Origin of the sequence: Pseudoalteromonas shioyasakiensis, from assembly GCF_019134595.1 — a bacterium.
In the GTDB taxonomy this organism is placed as follows: domain Bacteria; phylum Pseudomonadota; class Gammaproteobacteria; order Enterobacterales; family Alteromonadaceae; genus Pseudoalteromonas; species Pseudoalteromonas shioyasakiensis_A.
Genome location: NZ_CP077770.1, coordinates 676,698 through 690,932 on the forward strand (window position 1 = coordinate 676,698; position 14,235 = coordinate 690,932).

The following is a 14,235-nucleotide window of genomic DNA, read 5'->3' on the forward strand; positions in this document are numbered from 1 at the left end:
AATGAAGAAATAAAGGGGATTGGCTAGCCTGATTAATTACAGGCTAGCAGCATATAAAATAGCTTTTAGCTTTGGCTTGATAACGCCGTTTTTTCAATGAGGTCAAGTAAATGACTAACATGAGAATTCTCATTGATTTGTTGATTTGTTTGGATCACAAGCTGCTCGTGTGCGATACCTTTATTGGTTTTCAATAACAGTAAATCTGGGTCTGAAGAGACAATATTTGTGTGTTCAATACTGGCTATTGCGATGTGGTTTGACTTTTTAAGGCCATCCATTACTTGCTCGATGCTGCCTACTTTGATGCTTGATGTTTTATCAAATGATTCGATAGCATCGTTTAGCATAGCTTGCACTTGTTTAGACTGTGAAAAACAGCTGTACATAGGGTAGTCTGCAAAGTCGCGTTTACTAATGTCGCTCTTATGCGCAAGTGGGTGGTTTTTAGCTACAAAAATAATCAGTTGATCAGGTAAATGTATATCACTACCAATGCTGTTCATTGCCTGAGAGCATACGCTAATATCAATTTCACCTAATTGCAGTTTACGTACAAGTTCACTTTGCTCTTGTAGTTGCATCTCGATTTTTACATGCGGATATTGCGCTAAAAATTGGCCGCAAGAAACAGGCACAACCGTGCTTGCTTTGTTGGTATAACCAATAACTAATTTTTCGCTAGTGCAACCGTTTAAAGATTCGAATAAACGTTTTTTGGTTTCTTCTAGGTTGTCGAGGGTTTGTTTTGCGTACTCAAGGAAAAGTTCACCTTCTTTGGTTAACTTAACTGAGCGTGTAGAGCGGGTAACGAGCTCATAGCCAATTTCATCTTCGAGCGTCTGAATACTGCGAGTTAACGCTGAAGTGCTGATTTGGGTTTTTTCTGCAGCTTGGCGGAAATGCCTTAGCACTCCGAGTGCCACAAATTGTTCAAGTTGTTCAAATCTCACTTTAATAGTCCCTTGTTATGAGTAAGCCTTTTACGTCCAGGCAATATTATTATACTTCACGTAGGCATAGTAAATTATTGTACCTTTTTTGGGAAGTGTTTTACAGAAAAGTTACATCTAGTCAGGGTAACGGTCTTTAATCTCTAAGAAAAGTGGTAAATTTTCAAGTAATAAGTCGACTAGAATTGGATCAAAATGTTTCCCGCGCTGATCTTTTATGAGAGTTAACGCCTCTTCCAGTGGCCAGGCTTTTTTATAACAACGGTCGCTACAAAGGGCATCAAATACATCGGCGAGGGCGGTTATGCGGCCAACTATATTAATATCGTCTGCCCTTAAACCTTGCGGATAACCTGAACCATCCCACTTTTCATGATGCTGGTAAGAAATTAAAGCACCGCATGTCAATATCTCGTTACTTGAATTTTTTAATATTTCATAGCCGATTTCTGCATGGGTTTTCATTATTTCCCATTCATCATCAGTGAGTTTACCAGGTTTGTTTAAAATACTATCGGGAATGCTGATTTTACCAATGTCATGCAGTGGTGAAGCAAGCTTAATGATTTCACATTGAAATGGGTTAAGCTCTGAAAGCTGAGCAAGTAACTCACTATATAAAGCAACACGTTTAACGTGAGAGCCGGTTTCTTTAGAGCGTTTTTCTACTGCTTCTCCAAGAATGTACGACAGCTCTTTTTGCGATTCTTTTACCATTTCTCTGAGTTTTAAATTATCGTAAGCAAGCGCGATATTGTTGGCATAAAACTCTAACAGTTGATGTTCTGTGGCCTGTAACTTACTGCCTTTATGAACATAAAGCATGGTTTCAAGGCCAGCTTTGGTAGGAAAGTAACCAATATAATCATTACTTGTTTTTAGTGATGATTTTCGCTCATGTGCATCTATAAATAAGTTTTTTACTTCATCAGGAATGGTGTTTTGCTGTGGTGTGGGGCCTACACCTGAGGCTGCAAGCAATTGAAAATCTTTTGCTGGTGACGATTGTAGATTAACGGCTGCAGCACAATAAATTTGCGTGTCATTAATGCCCATCACGTTAGTGACATGGCTTAAAATTGTTGAAGCAAATTCATGAACACTGTCACATTTTAAAAAGTTAGCAGACGCGTTGATGATCTGTTCAAGACCATGCTTGTGGCGGTCTATAATTTGAATATCGCGGTGTGCTCTTAAGGCTGAGTAGAGTAGGGTTTTAATTTTAATCGCGGTGAGCTCAGTTTTGTTTTTATAATCGTTAATGTCGTAATCGCGGATAATCGCTTCTTCAGGGGCTTCACCTGGCTGACCTGTGCGAAGAATTAAACGAATATCGTGGTTTTCTATTTCATCGCGAATGTATTGAATAAGCTCAAGACCAGCATGATTGGTTTCCATTACCACATCAACTAGAGCAACAGAAAAGGGAATATCTTTTTTTAAAAACTCTTTTGCTTCCGCCGCAGAGTAGGCGTCATAAAAGCGCAGACCTTTATTTTCGAAAGTGAAGCCAGCTAATACTAGTTTCGTAACTTGATGGATATCTTCCTCATCATCAACAACAAGAATATGCCAGTATTCAGGCTCTTCAGTTTCTATATTATTTTCTTCTAACTGTTCTTCAGAAAATAAGAAATCATCCACAAAAACACCACTTATTGTTGTATCTCATACAATAAGTATAGAGGCAGAAATTTACTCTGCCTTATCTGAAACTGGTTTTTTTTCGATATTCTTTAATTCGATTTCGATCGCATCGCAAGAAATGTGGATCTCATACAAAGAGGTGAGAAGAGACAAGGCTAAACAAGCGAGGCTGATGCCAAATAAAATGATTCCTGTGGTATTAAATTCTATAAATAATGCAAACATTGATAATGTACACATTAGAAAAGAGGCAACACCATAAACCTGCATCACTCTAATGAGTTTAATGCGTTTTCTTAAATTGGTAATTTGTGCAACAACTAATGGGCGGATACTTTCCCCTTCACGTGCATTGAGTTCTCGAATAAGCTGAGCAAGCACCAAAAAACGATTGGTGTAAGCAAGTAACAGTAAAGAAATAGCTGGGAATAATAATCCCGGTGTTGTTAAAGTCATGTGGCTACCTTGAAATAAGCATTGCAGCGAAGTTAGTTGCTAGCGTAGTTTAGGATTTAAAGATAGAAAAGTAAAAGGGAAGTGATTTGCAAAACAATAATTTAAATCAACCTGCGAAGCAGGACCCATTCGCTTGGGTGAAAGTGTTTCAGGCTGAAAATGGCTTAGAGGCAAACATTATTAAAGGGCTTTTAAAAAGTAAAGGGATCGAATCGCAACTACAAGGTGAGCTTTTACAAGGGGCGCTTGGGGAGATCCCATTTGAACAAACAGGGGTCGATATACTCGTTTACGCATTAAAAGAGCGCCAGGCGCAAGAAATATTGCTAAACTACCGGCAATTAAAACAATCGGCTCCTGACTGGGTATGCCCTAAGTGTCATGAGCTTAACGGAGCAACATTTGAAATATGTTGGTCTTGTGGGACTGTAAAGAATGACAAAAGCGAATAATTTTCAACGTATTAGAGAATTAAACTATTTGCAAAAAGCGGTATTAGGTGGCGCATTACTTGAGCGTATGCTGCCTAATTACAGCTTATTTAGTGAAGCAACAGGGTTTGGTGATGCCGCGGTTTTTCGTAGCGCATTGAGTGTCTGCTGGGAAAAAATATTACTACCAAAAAGTAAAATCAGCCTTGAAAAGCAAATTGAAAAAATAGAACCGAACGTGCCAGAGCTTACTGATTTTGACATGTTCGGAACCTATCCCGCAATCGATACAGCAACCGCTTTGCTTGGCATGTTGCACGGTTTGATAGCTAAAGATGAACAAGAGTTTTTAAATATTAGTAAAATTTCACAGGCTTCAGTGGCTCGTTTTATTGAATATCAACTAACAGTAGATGGTGAAATTGCTGATAACAAAGCTGTTCGTGAACACCCTTTAATGCAGTATGAAATTGATGTGCTTGCAGAGCTTATTGATTTTGTAGAGCAAATGGGCCGAATTACCTCAGAGAACGTAAAAGAGCTTAAGCAACTTGCAGTATCTGACGGCCAAACCAATATCGGTATTGCAATTTAATATTCAGTAATGCGTATTTTCACTGTAAAATACGCGTTTGTTTTTTCTTGGCGGAGTAATTGATGCGAATTTTAGGTATTGAATCATCATGTGATGAAACGGGTATTGCCATTTATGATGATGAACAAGGCTTATTAGCACATCAACTGTATAGCCAAGTAAAAGTGCATGCCGATTACGGCGGTGTGGTACCTGAGCTTGCGTCACGCGATCACGTACGTAAAACCTTACCTTTGATTGATGCTGCTTTTGCACAAGCTGGTTGTGGCCCAGAAGACTTAGATGGCATTGCTTACACCGCAGGCCCTGGACTTGTTGGTGCACTCCTTGTGGGAACTTCTATTGGTCGCTCATTGGCCTATGGTTGGAATATTCCTGCTGTTGCTGTTCATCATATGGAAGGCCACCTACTTGCGCCAATGCTTGAAGAGGACAAACCGGAATTTCCGTTTATCGCACTACTGGTGTCTGGCGGTCATACTATGATGGTTAAAGTATCTGGCATTGGTGAATACGAAGTGCTGGGAGAGTCAGTTGATGACGCTGCCGGTGAAGCATTCGATAAAACTGCGAAGTTATTAGGCCTTGATTACCCAGGTGGCCCACGTTTAGCAAGACTTGCAGAACAAGGTACGCCTGAGCGTTTTGTATTCCCGCGTCCGATGACTGATAAACCAGGCTTAGATTTCAGCTTTAGTGGCTTAAAAACAGCAGCATCGCTTGCGATTCGTGATAGCGATGATGACGAGCAAACCAAAGCTGATATTGCTCATGCATTCCAAACAGCAGTTATTGATACCTTAATCATTAAATGCAAACGCGCATTAAAACAAACCGGTATCAAACGTTTAGTGATTGCTGGTGGTGTGAGTGCAAACGTGCAATTGCGTGCGCAACTTGAACGAGTAATGCAAGGCATGAAAGGGCGCGTGTATTATCCGCGAACAGAGTTTTGTACAGATAACGGTGCAATGATTGCTTATGCTGGTATGCAGCGTTTGAAAGCCGGTCAATTTGCAAGCCTCGATATGAAAACTAAGCCGCGCTGGCCTATTGATTCACTCGAAGCGTTATAACTGCTCGCTATTCTTGTTCAGGGGCTTTTTTTTTAGCCCCTACTTTCGGTTCTTCCCCAGCCATCAAACGAGTAATATTTGCTCTGTGACGGAAAATTATCAACACGGTTAAAAAGGTAACGGGCAAGGTATACAAAGGTTTTATCCACCACGTATAAAGAGGTGCTAATGAAACCGTGATCAGTGCTGCAAGTGATGAATAACGCGTTATAGCAACAATTATGATCCATGTTGCAATCAACATTCCACCTAGCGATAAACCAATGGGTAATAACGTGCCAAAAGCGGTCGCGACGGCCTTACCACCTTTGAAGCTAAAAAACAGCGGATACATATGCCCTAAACAGGCAGCCACACCAATTAAACCTAACATTAGTGGGTCTATTTTTAAAAAGTAGGCACCCCAAACAGGAATGGTCCCTTTTAAAATATCAAAGACAAGAACTAAAACAGCGGGGACTTTTCCACCAAGGCGATAAACATTTGTAGCACCCGGGTTATTCGATCCATGACTGCGTGGGTCTGGTAGTTTAAACAGCCGTGATACAAGGATAGCGGAAGAGACCGATCCCAGTATGTAAGCTAAAACTAACATTAAAACTTCTAACACGCGCTTCCTTATTTTTTAATCTGCACTTTTGGGCTATCATTGGCGGCAAAACCATCTGCCGCTCTCATCGAGTAGAATGTAAGCACCTTATTGCAATGCATCTATCCGTTATTGTAGGGGTAATTTTTATATATTAAAACAGTATGACAGCTTATATAGCGCATTATTGTTATCAATAAGCGTTTAGTATGAGGAGTTGTTTTAATATTCATGTCACTTGGAGTATCAATGGACAAGGTATATATATCACAACTACATGTAGACACCATTATTGGCGTGTATGATTTTGAAAAAGAAAGTAAACAAAGCCTGTATTTTGATATCGAAATGTTATGTGATATTTCTGCCGCAGCGGCAACTGATGATATAAATTTAGCGCTTGATTACGCCAAAGTGAGTGAACGAGTGATTGAACACACAACGGCAAAGCCAGTTGAGTTACTTGAAACTTTAGTTGAACAATTAGCTACCATTATTTTAGCTGAATTTGCTACTGAGCAAGTCACTATACGTGTTAGTAAACCAGCCGCAGTGCCGCAAGCGCAAACTGTGGGAGTTGAGATCACCCGTCGGAAGGCAAACTAACATGGCGCAAATTTTTATAAGCTTGGGCTCTAATGTCAATAAAGAGCATTATCTTCGACAAGCGCTTATTGCCTTAAAGCCTTACTTTCCAGACTTTATACACTCGTCTGTTTATGAAAGTGAAGCGGTGGGATTTGCTGGTAGTAATTTTTATAATTCAGTGGTCGCAGCTAAAACAGATATGCCATTAGCTGAACTATGTAAACTACTGAAAAAAATTGAACTTGATAATGGCCGCACCCGTGAGGATAAAAAATTTAGCCCACGCACATTAGACCTTGATTTATTGTTTTATGATGACATTGTCTGTGATTCGCCTGCGCAATTACCGCGGGATGAAATAACCAAAAATGCGTTTGTATTGCAGCCTCTCGCTGAAATTGCTCCTGATTTTTATCACCCCGTAGCTAAGCAAACTTTGGCTGAGTTATGGAATAATTATAACAACCCACAACAAAAACTATGGAAGGTGGAGTTTTCTAACCCATGAGTATTATTGAGATAATTGTTTTAGCCCTTATTCAAGGATTGACTGAGTTTTTACCTATTTCGAGCTCAGCACATTTAATTTTACCCTCACAAGTTTTAGGCTGGCACGACCAAGGCTTGGCATTTGATGTTGCGGTACACGTAGGTACGCTAGGTGCTGTGGTACTGTATTTTCGTAAAGAAGTGGTGGATATTCTCGGCGCTTGGTTTAAATCGTTTGGCTCACAAGGCGCAACCGATGATAGTCGTTTAGGCTGGTGGATTATTGTTGCGACCATTCCTGCATTATTAATTGGGTATCTGTTCAAAGATTTTGTGGAGAGCTACTCGCGTAATGCGTGGGTGATTGCCACCTCAACCATCGTATTTGGTTTGTTACTTTGGTATGCCGATGTAAAAGCAAAGCAAGTTAAGAATATTTACCAAGTAAACTTTTTCAGTGCGTTATTACTCGGCTTTTCGCAAGTTCTCGCTATGGTATTTCCTGGTACATCTCGTTCAGGTATTACCATTACAGTGGGTTTAATGCTGGGTCTAAACAAGCAAAGTGCTGCACGGTTTTCGTTTTTAATGTCAATTCCAGTTATTGCTGCAGCTGGTTCATATTATGTATATCAGTTGGCTACAGCGGGCGAGGCGATTGATTGGCATGCAATTCTATTAGGCGCAGGCTTATCATTTGTGTCGGCTTATGCCTGTATTTTCTTTTTCTTAAAAGTGATTGAGCGTATGGGCATGATGCCATTTGTTATCTATCGCTTACTTTTAGGTGTCGGTTTGTTTGCATTCTTAATGCTGTAAAATAGGCTTTAAACTTAATTCAAAAACACCTCAGTTGAGGTGTTTTTTTATGTTGGCTATTTGGCAATACTCTAATGCCGTGTAGTAATGGTAAGTAAAGCTTATATTTGGCATTATAACGCCTTACTTATCTCTTATTCATTTTGCTCAGGACAGTAGATGCATATTCATATTCTTGGAATTTGTGGCACCTTTATGGGTGGTATTGCCGCAATCGCTAAATCATTAGGTCACACCGTGACAGGCTCTGATCAAAATGTGTACCCGCCGATGAGCACGCAATTAGAAGAGCTAGGGATAAAGCTCACCCAAGGTTATGACGTTACCCAACTAGAGCCCGCGCCAGATATGGTGGTGATTGGAAATGCTATGAGCCGAGGCAACCCTTGCGTTGAGTACGTACTTGATAAAGGCTTGCCTTATACTTCTGGTCCAGAATGGTTAAAGCATAATTTACTGCAAAACTCGTGGGTGTTGGCTGTGGCCGGAACACACGGTAAAACGACTACAGCCAGTATGCTGGCATGGTTACTCGAATACGCAGGAATGAAACCGGGCTTTTTAATTGGTGGCATCGTACAAAACTTTGGCGTGTCTGCTCGTGTTGGCGAAACGCCATTTTTTGTTATTGAAGCCGACGAATACGACACTGCTTTTTTTGATAAACGCAGTAAATTTGTTCATTACTTACCGCGCACCTTAATTCTAAATAATCTTGAATTTGATCATGCTGATATTTTTGAAGATTTAAACGCGATAAAGAAACAATTTCACCACTTGATGCGTACATTACCCTGTAGTGGCAAAGTGATTTGGCCAAGCCAAGACGAAGCACTACAAGATGTGATTGAACGTGGCCTTTGGAGCGAAAGCGAAACACTGGCGGGTGATTGGGATTACCGTTTACTTAAAGCTGATGGTAGTGAGTTTGAAGTGCTATTAAATTCACAAGTGCAAGGTGTTGTCAGTTGGCAAGCTATGGGCGAGCACAATGTCAAAAATGCAGTTATGGCCATTGCAGCAGCCAGACACGTAGGCATCGCGGTATCAGTCAGTATTGCAGGATTAGCTGAGTTTATCTCACCTAAGCGCCGTATGGAGCTTAAAGCCGACGTTAACTCAATAAAAGTGTATGACGACTTTGCCCATCATCCAACGGCAATTAAAACGACCTTAGCAGGGCTACGTGCTAAAGTAGGCGCTGAGAAGATAATTGCTATTTTAGAGCCTCGTTCAAACACCATGAAAATGGGCGTGCATCAACAAACCCTGATTGATTCTCTTGATGCAGCAGATGATGTGTATTTATTTGAGCCAGAAAATTTAAGCTGGTCGTTAAAAGAATACGCAGACAAAGCAGGTATGCATTGCATGAAAAGCACTGAGGAAATCATTACTCAGGTTGTTGGCAACAGTGCGCCGTCACAACATATTTTAATTATGAGTAATGGTGGTTTTGAAGGTATTCATCAGCGTTTAATCACTGCCCTTGAACAAAACTAATCAGTATACGGAGCTTAACTGTATGCAATTTAAAGATAAAATAACGTTAGCTTTTAGCGGTGCTTCAGGTGCTCCCTATGGCTTACGGTTACTAGAGGTATTACTTGAACAGCAGTTTCAGGTGTATGTACTGATCTCAAGTGCGGCAAGAGTGGTCTTTGATACAGAATCGAATATCAAACTTTCGGGTAATGAAGACAAAGCGACAGAGCAGCTTAGTACACTTTTTAATGCCGCTCCTGAGCAACTTAAAGTATTTGGTAAAGACAATTGGTTTAGTCCTGTTGCATCTGGCTCAGCCGCACCGAAAAAAATGGTGGTATGCCCGTGTAGTGCAGGTTCAGTATCTGCAATTGCGGTCGGGGCGTCAGATAACTTACTCGAACGCGCTGCTGACGTGGTTATTAAAGAGCGTGGGCAGCTGATTTTAGTCCCGCGTGAAACGCCATTTAGCGAAATCCACCTTGAAAACATGCTGAAGCTAGCAAGGCTAGGCGTAACTATTATGCCTGCGGCACCGGGGTTTTATCATCAACCAGAGCAGATTTCAGATTTGGTTGATTTTATGGTGGCGCGAATTTTAGATCATTTAAACATTGAACATACTTTGACGAAACGTTGGGGTTATGGAGAGGGCAAACAGTGAGCGAAAAAACGATCGCATTAAATATTGAAGGCCTAAAAAAGGTTTATAAAAATGGTGTTGAAGCCGTAAAAGGCATTGATTTACAAGTTCAGCAAGGGGATTTCTTTGCATTACTTGGACCAAATGGTGCTGGTAAATCAACTACCATTGGTGTTATCTCATCGTTAGTGAACAAAAGTGCCGGTCGTGTCCAGGTATTTGGTCACGACATTGATACAGACCTTGAAGCCGCTAAGTCAGAACTTGGCTTAGTGCCGCAAGAATTTAATTTCAGCCAATTTGAAACATTAAACCAAATATTGGTGAATCAAGCGGGTTATTACGGTGTAGCAAGAAAGTTGGCGCATGAGCGCGCTGAAAAATACTTAAAGCAGCTAGGTTTATTTGAGAAAAAAGATAAACAAGCGCGCACCCTTTCAGGTGGTATGAAACGCCGTTTAATGATTGCTCGCGCACTGATGCATGAACCTAAATTACTTATTTTAGATGAACCAACAGCCGGTGTTGATATTGAGCTACGCCGCTCTATGTGGGATTTTCTTCGCGAGATTAATAAGCAAGGTGTGACCATCATCTTGACTACTCACTACCTTGAAGAAGCTGAGCTGTTATGTAAAAACATCGCGATTATCGACAGCGGTGTGATTGTTGAAAATACCACCATTAAAGCCTTACTTGCCCAGCTTGATAAAGAAACCTTTGTACTTGATTTAAAGCAACCTGTGCAACCAATTAGCATTGAAGGTTATAAATACACACTGACCGATGACCATACTTTAGAAGTTGAAGTGGCGAAGTCTCAGGGCTTAAACCAAGTATTTAGTGCGCTGACTGAACAAGGTAATACTGTGCTGAGTATGCGAAATAAAGCAAACCGCTTAGAAGAACTGTTTGTAGGCTTATTAGAACAAGGGCGAGGCGAATAATGTTTAAATATGGAGTAGCGCTAAAAAGTATTTGGATCAAAGAGTGTATTCGCTTTTTACGTATTTGGGTGCAAACCTTAGTTCCGCCGGCAATCACGATGAGCCTGTATTTTGTGATTTTTGGTAATCTGATTGGTTCTCGTATCGGTGATATGGGTGGCTTTAGTTATATGGAGTTTATTGTCCCAGGCCTGATTATGATGTCGGTGATCACCAACTCTTACTCGAATGTTGCTTCGAGTTTCTATTCGACTAAATTTCAAAAAAGCATTGAAGAGCTACTCGTTGCGCCAGTGCCAAATTACATTATTGTACTTGGCTACATGGGTGGTGGTATGACACGAGGTATGCTGGTTGGTTTAATTGTTACCTGTGTCTCTTTGCTATTTGTTGATATTCAAATTCATAATGTTTTTGTGATTATGGCTACGGTTATTCTAACGTCGGCTGTGTTTGCGTTAGGCGGACTTATCAATGCAATTTATGCTAATAGCTTTGATGATATTAGTATTATTCCGACCTTCATTTTAACGCCGCTGACTTATCTCGGTGGGGTGTTTTACTCTATCACCTTGTTGCCAGAATTTTGGCAAGGTGTATCGCAAGTAAACCCAATTATTTATATGGTGAATGCGTTTAGATATGGCTTCTTAGGTGTGTCTGATGTCGACTTATCGGTAGCATTTGGTGTACTTGGTTTATTTATTGTGGGTTTATTTACATTAGCATTAACCCTTATTAAACGTGGTGTGGGGCTTAGACACTAATGACGGATGCAAATTCGAGAAGTATTGTATCGAATCAACCTGGCTTACATGAAAAGCTAGACGAAGTTGTTTTAAAGCACTTAAGTGCTGAGTTTAAAAAGCCGATTGCAGAGCATACGCAAGCGGCTTTTGATCAGGTAAACGAAAAGGTGCAGGCATTTAACGGGCCTATTATTCTTGATTCGTGTTGTGGTGTGGGTGAAAGCACCGCTAACTTAGCAAAGCGCCACCCTGATGCATTGGTGATTGGCATTGATAAATCATCTCATCGTTTAGATAAGCATGATATCGAGTACAAGCAAACAGATGCGGGGCAGTACATTTTAGTACAAGCTGATTTAAACGATTTTTGGCGTTTAGTGGTGGCTGCAAACTGGCAACCGAGTCATCACTACTTGCTGTATCCAAATCCTTGGCCAAAAGCAAAGCACTTGCAAAGACGATGGCACGGCGCTGCAATTTTTCCGTATATTGTTAAATTAGGCGGTCGCTTAGAATTGAGAAGCAACTGGGATATATACGTAAAAGAGTTCGCCCGCTCATTAGAGCTTGCAGGGCATAAGTGCGATGTTGAGCTGTATGAAAGCGATATTGCAATTACCCCATTCGAACGTAAATATTGGGCCAGTGGTCAACAAAGTCACCGTTTAGTGATCAACCTTTAATGAATATAGGGAGTCGGCGGCGCAAAATGGCTCCCTTGCATTAAAGTAACACCTGCTCGAGCAAGCGCGTCAGCTATTTGTTCGTTATCAACTTGCTCAGCAATTACATCTAACTTTAGTTGCTGAGCATATTTCACCAAGTTTTCAATAAACAGATAGTTATCTGTATTGGTATGAATTTGGCTCACCAACCCTTTATCCAGCTTTAAGCCATCAATTTCGAGCTTCCTGATGTGGGGTAAGTTTGAAAAGCCCGCGCCGAATTCATTGATAATCACCTGTGCGCCTTTATTTTTTAGGGTATTAATAAAGGTTTTTACTTCACTAAAGTAAGCGATGGCATCACGCTCATAAAACTGAAAAATAATATTATGAGGCTGCGGATAGCGCCTCAGTTGTAACTCTAAAAACTCGCTCAAGCTTGGATCGAGAATATCTTGCGCGGTAATGTTGATACTCCAGCGCACATTGGTTTTTCTAAACTGCTCAATGCAGCGAGTAAACATGGTGCGTCTTAAAAGACCGTCCATACGTGAGCGTTTTAGCACTATCATAAAGTAATCTGGCGCATGAATACGACCCGTAGCACTGGCCATTCTGGCTAGGCATTGATAATGGTCAATGTGTTTGCTTTGGTTATTATAAACAGCTTGAAAGTAAGGTACGATACGGTTGTTATCGAAGGCTTCTTTTACTTCTTTGGCAAGCGTAACATTGCTTCTAAACTTCTCTTCAACCTGCTTAAACACATTTTCATAACGCACAATACGCTGATTATTAAGCTTTGCTTGTTGCAGCGCAACATGGGCGTTTTCAATCAACATTGACTTGTTACCCGTGGCGATACCTGCGTACAAGCTCACGTAGATATAAGGCTCTTTCAACGCAGGAATAGCATAGTTAAAAGCATTAATTACATCATCGATATTACGCTCATCACTATGCGTTCTTAATAGCGCAATTTTATTAGTTGCTAACCGATAGACAAATCCTTCGCTAGGCATCCTTGATTGAAAATAGCTAAGCAAGTTAGCCATTACTTTGTCGCTCACTTGCGTGCCATAAAAACTACTAATATCTTCCAACTCATTAATGGCAATAACGGCTAGCTCCATACGGTGTTTAGTGGTTTTTTTTATGTAGTATTCAAGCGCGACATGGTTAGCAAAGCCGGTGCGAGCATCTGTTGAGAGGGAGCGTTTTAGTTGTAAAAAATACAGCCCAGCAATTAGCGCTGCAATAAAGAAAAAGAAGCAGCCTGTGATCATTGCACGGGTCACACTGTGCTGCAGCTGCTGATTCAAATCACTAATGGTTATGTCAGCGCCCGTGATGTAAGTGTGGCCATTATCATCGACGAAAGTCACAAAGATGCTTTTAAAATAGCCCCATTGATCTTTTGATATCTCAAATACCGGCTCTGTCGAAAAAAAGGCTTCTTTATTAAGTTCTGTCGCTTCGGGATAGGCATCTAAAAACTGTGTGACTCGACCATTGTTTTGATCTTTTTGCGTGTAACTCGAAGCACTAAAGTAGACTTTGCCGTCGCGCAGTACCATTGCGTACACATAGGCAAGCTGCATTTGTTTTGCATACTCAGATAGGGCTCGGCTTTTGTCTTTATATATTGCCGAAGAGATTGGTAAGCCCGCATTAACTATATTGTGGTAGTCATCACCTAGGATATGTTTGACACTGACCGCAGCATTAAGCAGTTTGGTATCGATATTCTCCATGATCTCACTACGCGTGGTTTCATAGGTGTAATAGATATAGACAAATAAGCTAATAAAAAATGCGGCGAAGCCATATAGCAGCCAGCTGGTTTTTTGCATTCCTTTGGGCATAGAGGTTCCCTTTGCAGTTATCGTTTGATTATACTCAAAAAAAGCGTGTCTGATAGTATAAAATGACTGCAAATTTCATTAACTGATCACTTTTTTGTCATCGAAATTAGCGCTTTTTTGCTTTATGCGAGACATTTTCGTGATATTCCAGTAAAGTTAGCCAATTTCGTAGAAACAGTGCCGCAAAAGTGCTTACCTAGATGTCCCATCATCGGGTGCATTTTTAGCTGCTAATTAT

At 40.7% G+C, this 14,235-nt stretch carries 16 protein-coding genes; 11 read left to right on the forward strand and 5 right to left on the reverse strand.

Going from position 1 to position 14,235, the window contains the following annotated elements; all coding sequences use genetic code 11:
* Positions 1-65: 65 nt before the first annotated feature.
* The 3 genes from KQP93_RS03220 to KQP93_RS03230 all read right to left on the reverse strand — a co-directional run bounded on the left by KQP93_RS03220 (position 66) and on the right by KQP93_RS03230 (position 3,056).
* Positions 66-953, reverse strand: coding sequence for a LysR family transcriptional regulator (locus KQP93_RS03220; RefSeq protein WP_217875793.1), 888 nt, complete (start codon positions 951-953; stop codon positions 66-68).
* 117 nt (positions 954-1,070) lie between these two features.
* Positions 1,071-2,597, reverse strand: a complete 1,527-nt coding sequence (locus KQP93_RS03225; RefSeq protein WP_217875794.1) for a response regulator — start codon at positions 2,595-2,597, stop codon at positions 1,071-1,073.
* A 51-nt stretch (positions 2,598-2,648) separates the two neighbouring features.
* Positions 2,649-3,056 carry a DUF2721 domain-containing protein gene (locus KQP93_RS03230; RefSeq protein ID WP_054560956.1) on the reverse strand — a complete coding sequence of 136 codons (408 nt, stop codon included), beginning with the start codon at positions 3,054-3,056 and terminating at the stop codon, positions 2,649-2,651.
* A gap of 86 nt (positions 3,057-3,142) precedes the next feature.
* On the opposite strand from KQP93_RS03230, the gene KQP93_RS03235 reads away from it, so the two are divergent.
* The 3 genes from KQP93_RS03235 (at position 3,143) to tsaD (ending at position 5,158) form a co-directional block, all read left to right on the forward strand.
* Positions 3,143-3,508, forward strand: coding sequence for a putative signal transducing protein (locus tag KQP93_RS03235; RefSeq protein WP_055198283.1), 366 nt, complete (start codon positions 3,143-3,145; stop codon positions 3,506-3,508).
* Entirely contained in the window at positions 3,492-4,082 is a 591-nt protein-coding gene (locus KQP93_RS03240; RefSeq protein WP_054551075.1) for a YjaG family protein, read from the forward strand. Before KQP93_RS03235 ends, KQP93_RS03240 begins: the two co-directional genes overlap by 17 nt.
* 62 nt (positions 4,083-4,144) lie before the next feature.
* Positions 4,145-5,158, forward strand: a complete 1,014-nt coding sequence (tsaD, locus tag KQP93_RS03245) for a tRNA (adenosine(37)-N6)-threonylcarbamoyltransferase complex transferase subunit TsaD (RefSeq protein WP_217875795.1) — start codon at positions 4,145-4,147, stop codon at positions 5,156-5,158.
* 7 nt (positions 5,159-5,165) lie between these two features.
* Here the strand turns inward: tsaD and plsY are convergent, their stop codons facing one another.
* On the reverse strand, positions 5,166-5,768 hold the full coding sequence (gene plsY, locus KQP93_RS03250) for a glycerol-3-phosphate 1-O-acyltransferase PlsY (protein ID WP_217875796.1): 603 nt from the start codon (positions 5,766-5,768) through the stop codon (positions 5,166-5,168).
* Between the two features lie 228 nt (positions 5,769-5,996).
* Between plsY and folB the strand changes: the two genes are divergently transcribed.
* From folB to trmB, 8 genes are all read left to right on the forward strand, one after another.
* Positions 5,997-6,353 (forward strand): dihydroneopterin aldolase, encoded by a 357-nt coding sequence (folB, locus tag KQP93_RS03255; protein ID WP_217875797.1) that lies wholly within the window; start codon positions 5,997-5,999, stop codon positions 6,351-6,353.
* A gap of 1 nt (position 6,354) precedes the next feature.
* Positions 6,355-6,843 carry a 2-amino-4-hydroxy-6-hydroxymethyldihydropteridine diphosphokinase gene (gene folK / locus KQP93_RS03260; RefSeq protein WP_217875798.1) on the forward strand — a complete coding sequence of 163 codons (489 nt, stop codon included), beginning with the start codon at positions 6,355-6,357 and terminating at the stop codon, positions 6,841-6,843.
* Positions 6,840-7,643, forward strand: coding sequence for an undecaprenyl-diphosphate phosphatase (locus KQP93_RS03265; protein ID WP_054560951.1), 804 nt, complete (start codon positions 6,840-6,842; stop codon positions 7,641-7,643). The genes folK and KQP93_RS03265 overlap by 4 nt, the downstream gene beginning before the upstream one ends.
* 159 nt (positions 7,644-7,802) lie before the next feature.
* Positions 7,803-9,146 (forward strand): UDP-N-acetylmuramate:L-alanyl-gamma-D-glutamyl-meso-diaminopimelate ligase, encoded by a 1,344-nt coding sequence (gene mpl / locus KQP93_RS03270; protein WP_217875799.1) that lies wholly within the window; start codon positions 7,803-7,805, stop codon positions 9,144-9,146.
* A 22-nt stretch (positions 9,147-9,168) separates the two neighbouring features.
* Positions 9,169-9,792 (forward strand): flavin prenyltransferase UbiX, encoded by a 624-nt coding sequence (locus KQP93_RS03275; RefSeq protein ID WP_054551081.1) that lies wholly within the window; start codon positions 9,169-9,171, stop codon positions 9,790-9,792.
* Complete coding sequence (locus KQP93_RS03280; protein ID WP_217875800.1) at positions 9,789-10,718, forward strand: ABC transporter ATP-binding protein; 930 nt, start codon at positions 9,789-9,791, stop codon at positions 10,716-10,718. The genes KQP93_RS03275 and KQP93_RS03280 overlap by 4 nt, the downstream gene beginning before the upstream one ends.
* The gene (locus KQP93_RS03285; RefSeq protein ID WP_217875801.1) at positions 10,718-11,485 is read left to right on the forward strand and encodes an ABC transporter permease; all 768 of its coding nucleotides are present in this window, start codon (positions 10,718-10,720) and stop codon (positions 11,483-11,485) included. The genes KQP93_RS03280 and KQP93_RS03285 overlap by 1 nt, the downstream gene beginning before the upstream one ends.
* Positions 11,485-12,150, forward strand: coding sequence for a tRNA (guanine(46)-N(7))-methyltransferase TrmB (trmB, locus tag KQP93_RS03290; protein ID WP_217875802.1), 666 nt, complete (start codon positions 11,485-11,487; stop codon positions 12,148-12,150). Before KQP93_RS03285 ends, trmB begins: the two co-directional genes overlap by 1 nt.
* Here the strand turns inward: trmB and KQP93_RS03295 are convergent.
* Complete coding sequence (locus KQP93_RS03295) at positions 12,147-13,997, reverse strand: bifunctional diguanylate cyclase/phosphodiesterase (RefSeq protein WP_217875803.1); 1,851 nt, start codon at positions 13,995-13,997, stop codon at positions 12,147-12,149. The genes trmB and KQP93_RS03295 overlap by 4 nt on opposite strands.
* Positions 13,998-14,235: the final 238 nt, after the last annotated feature.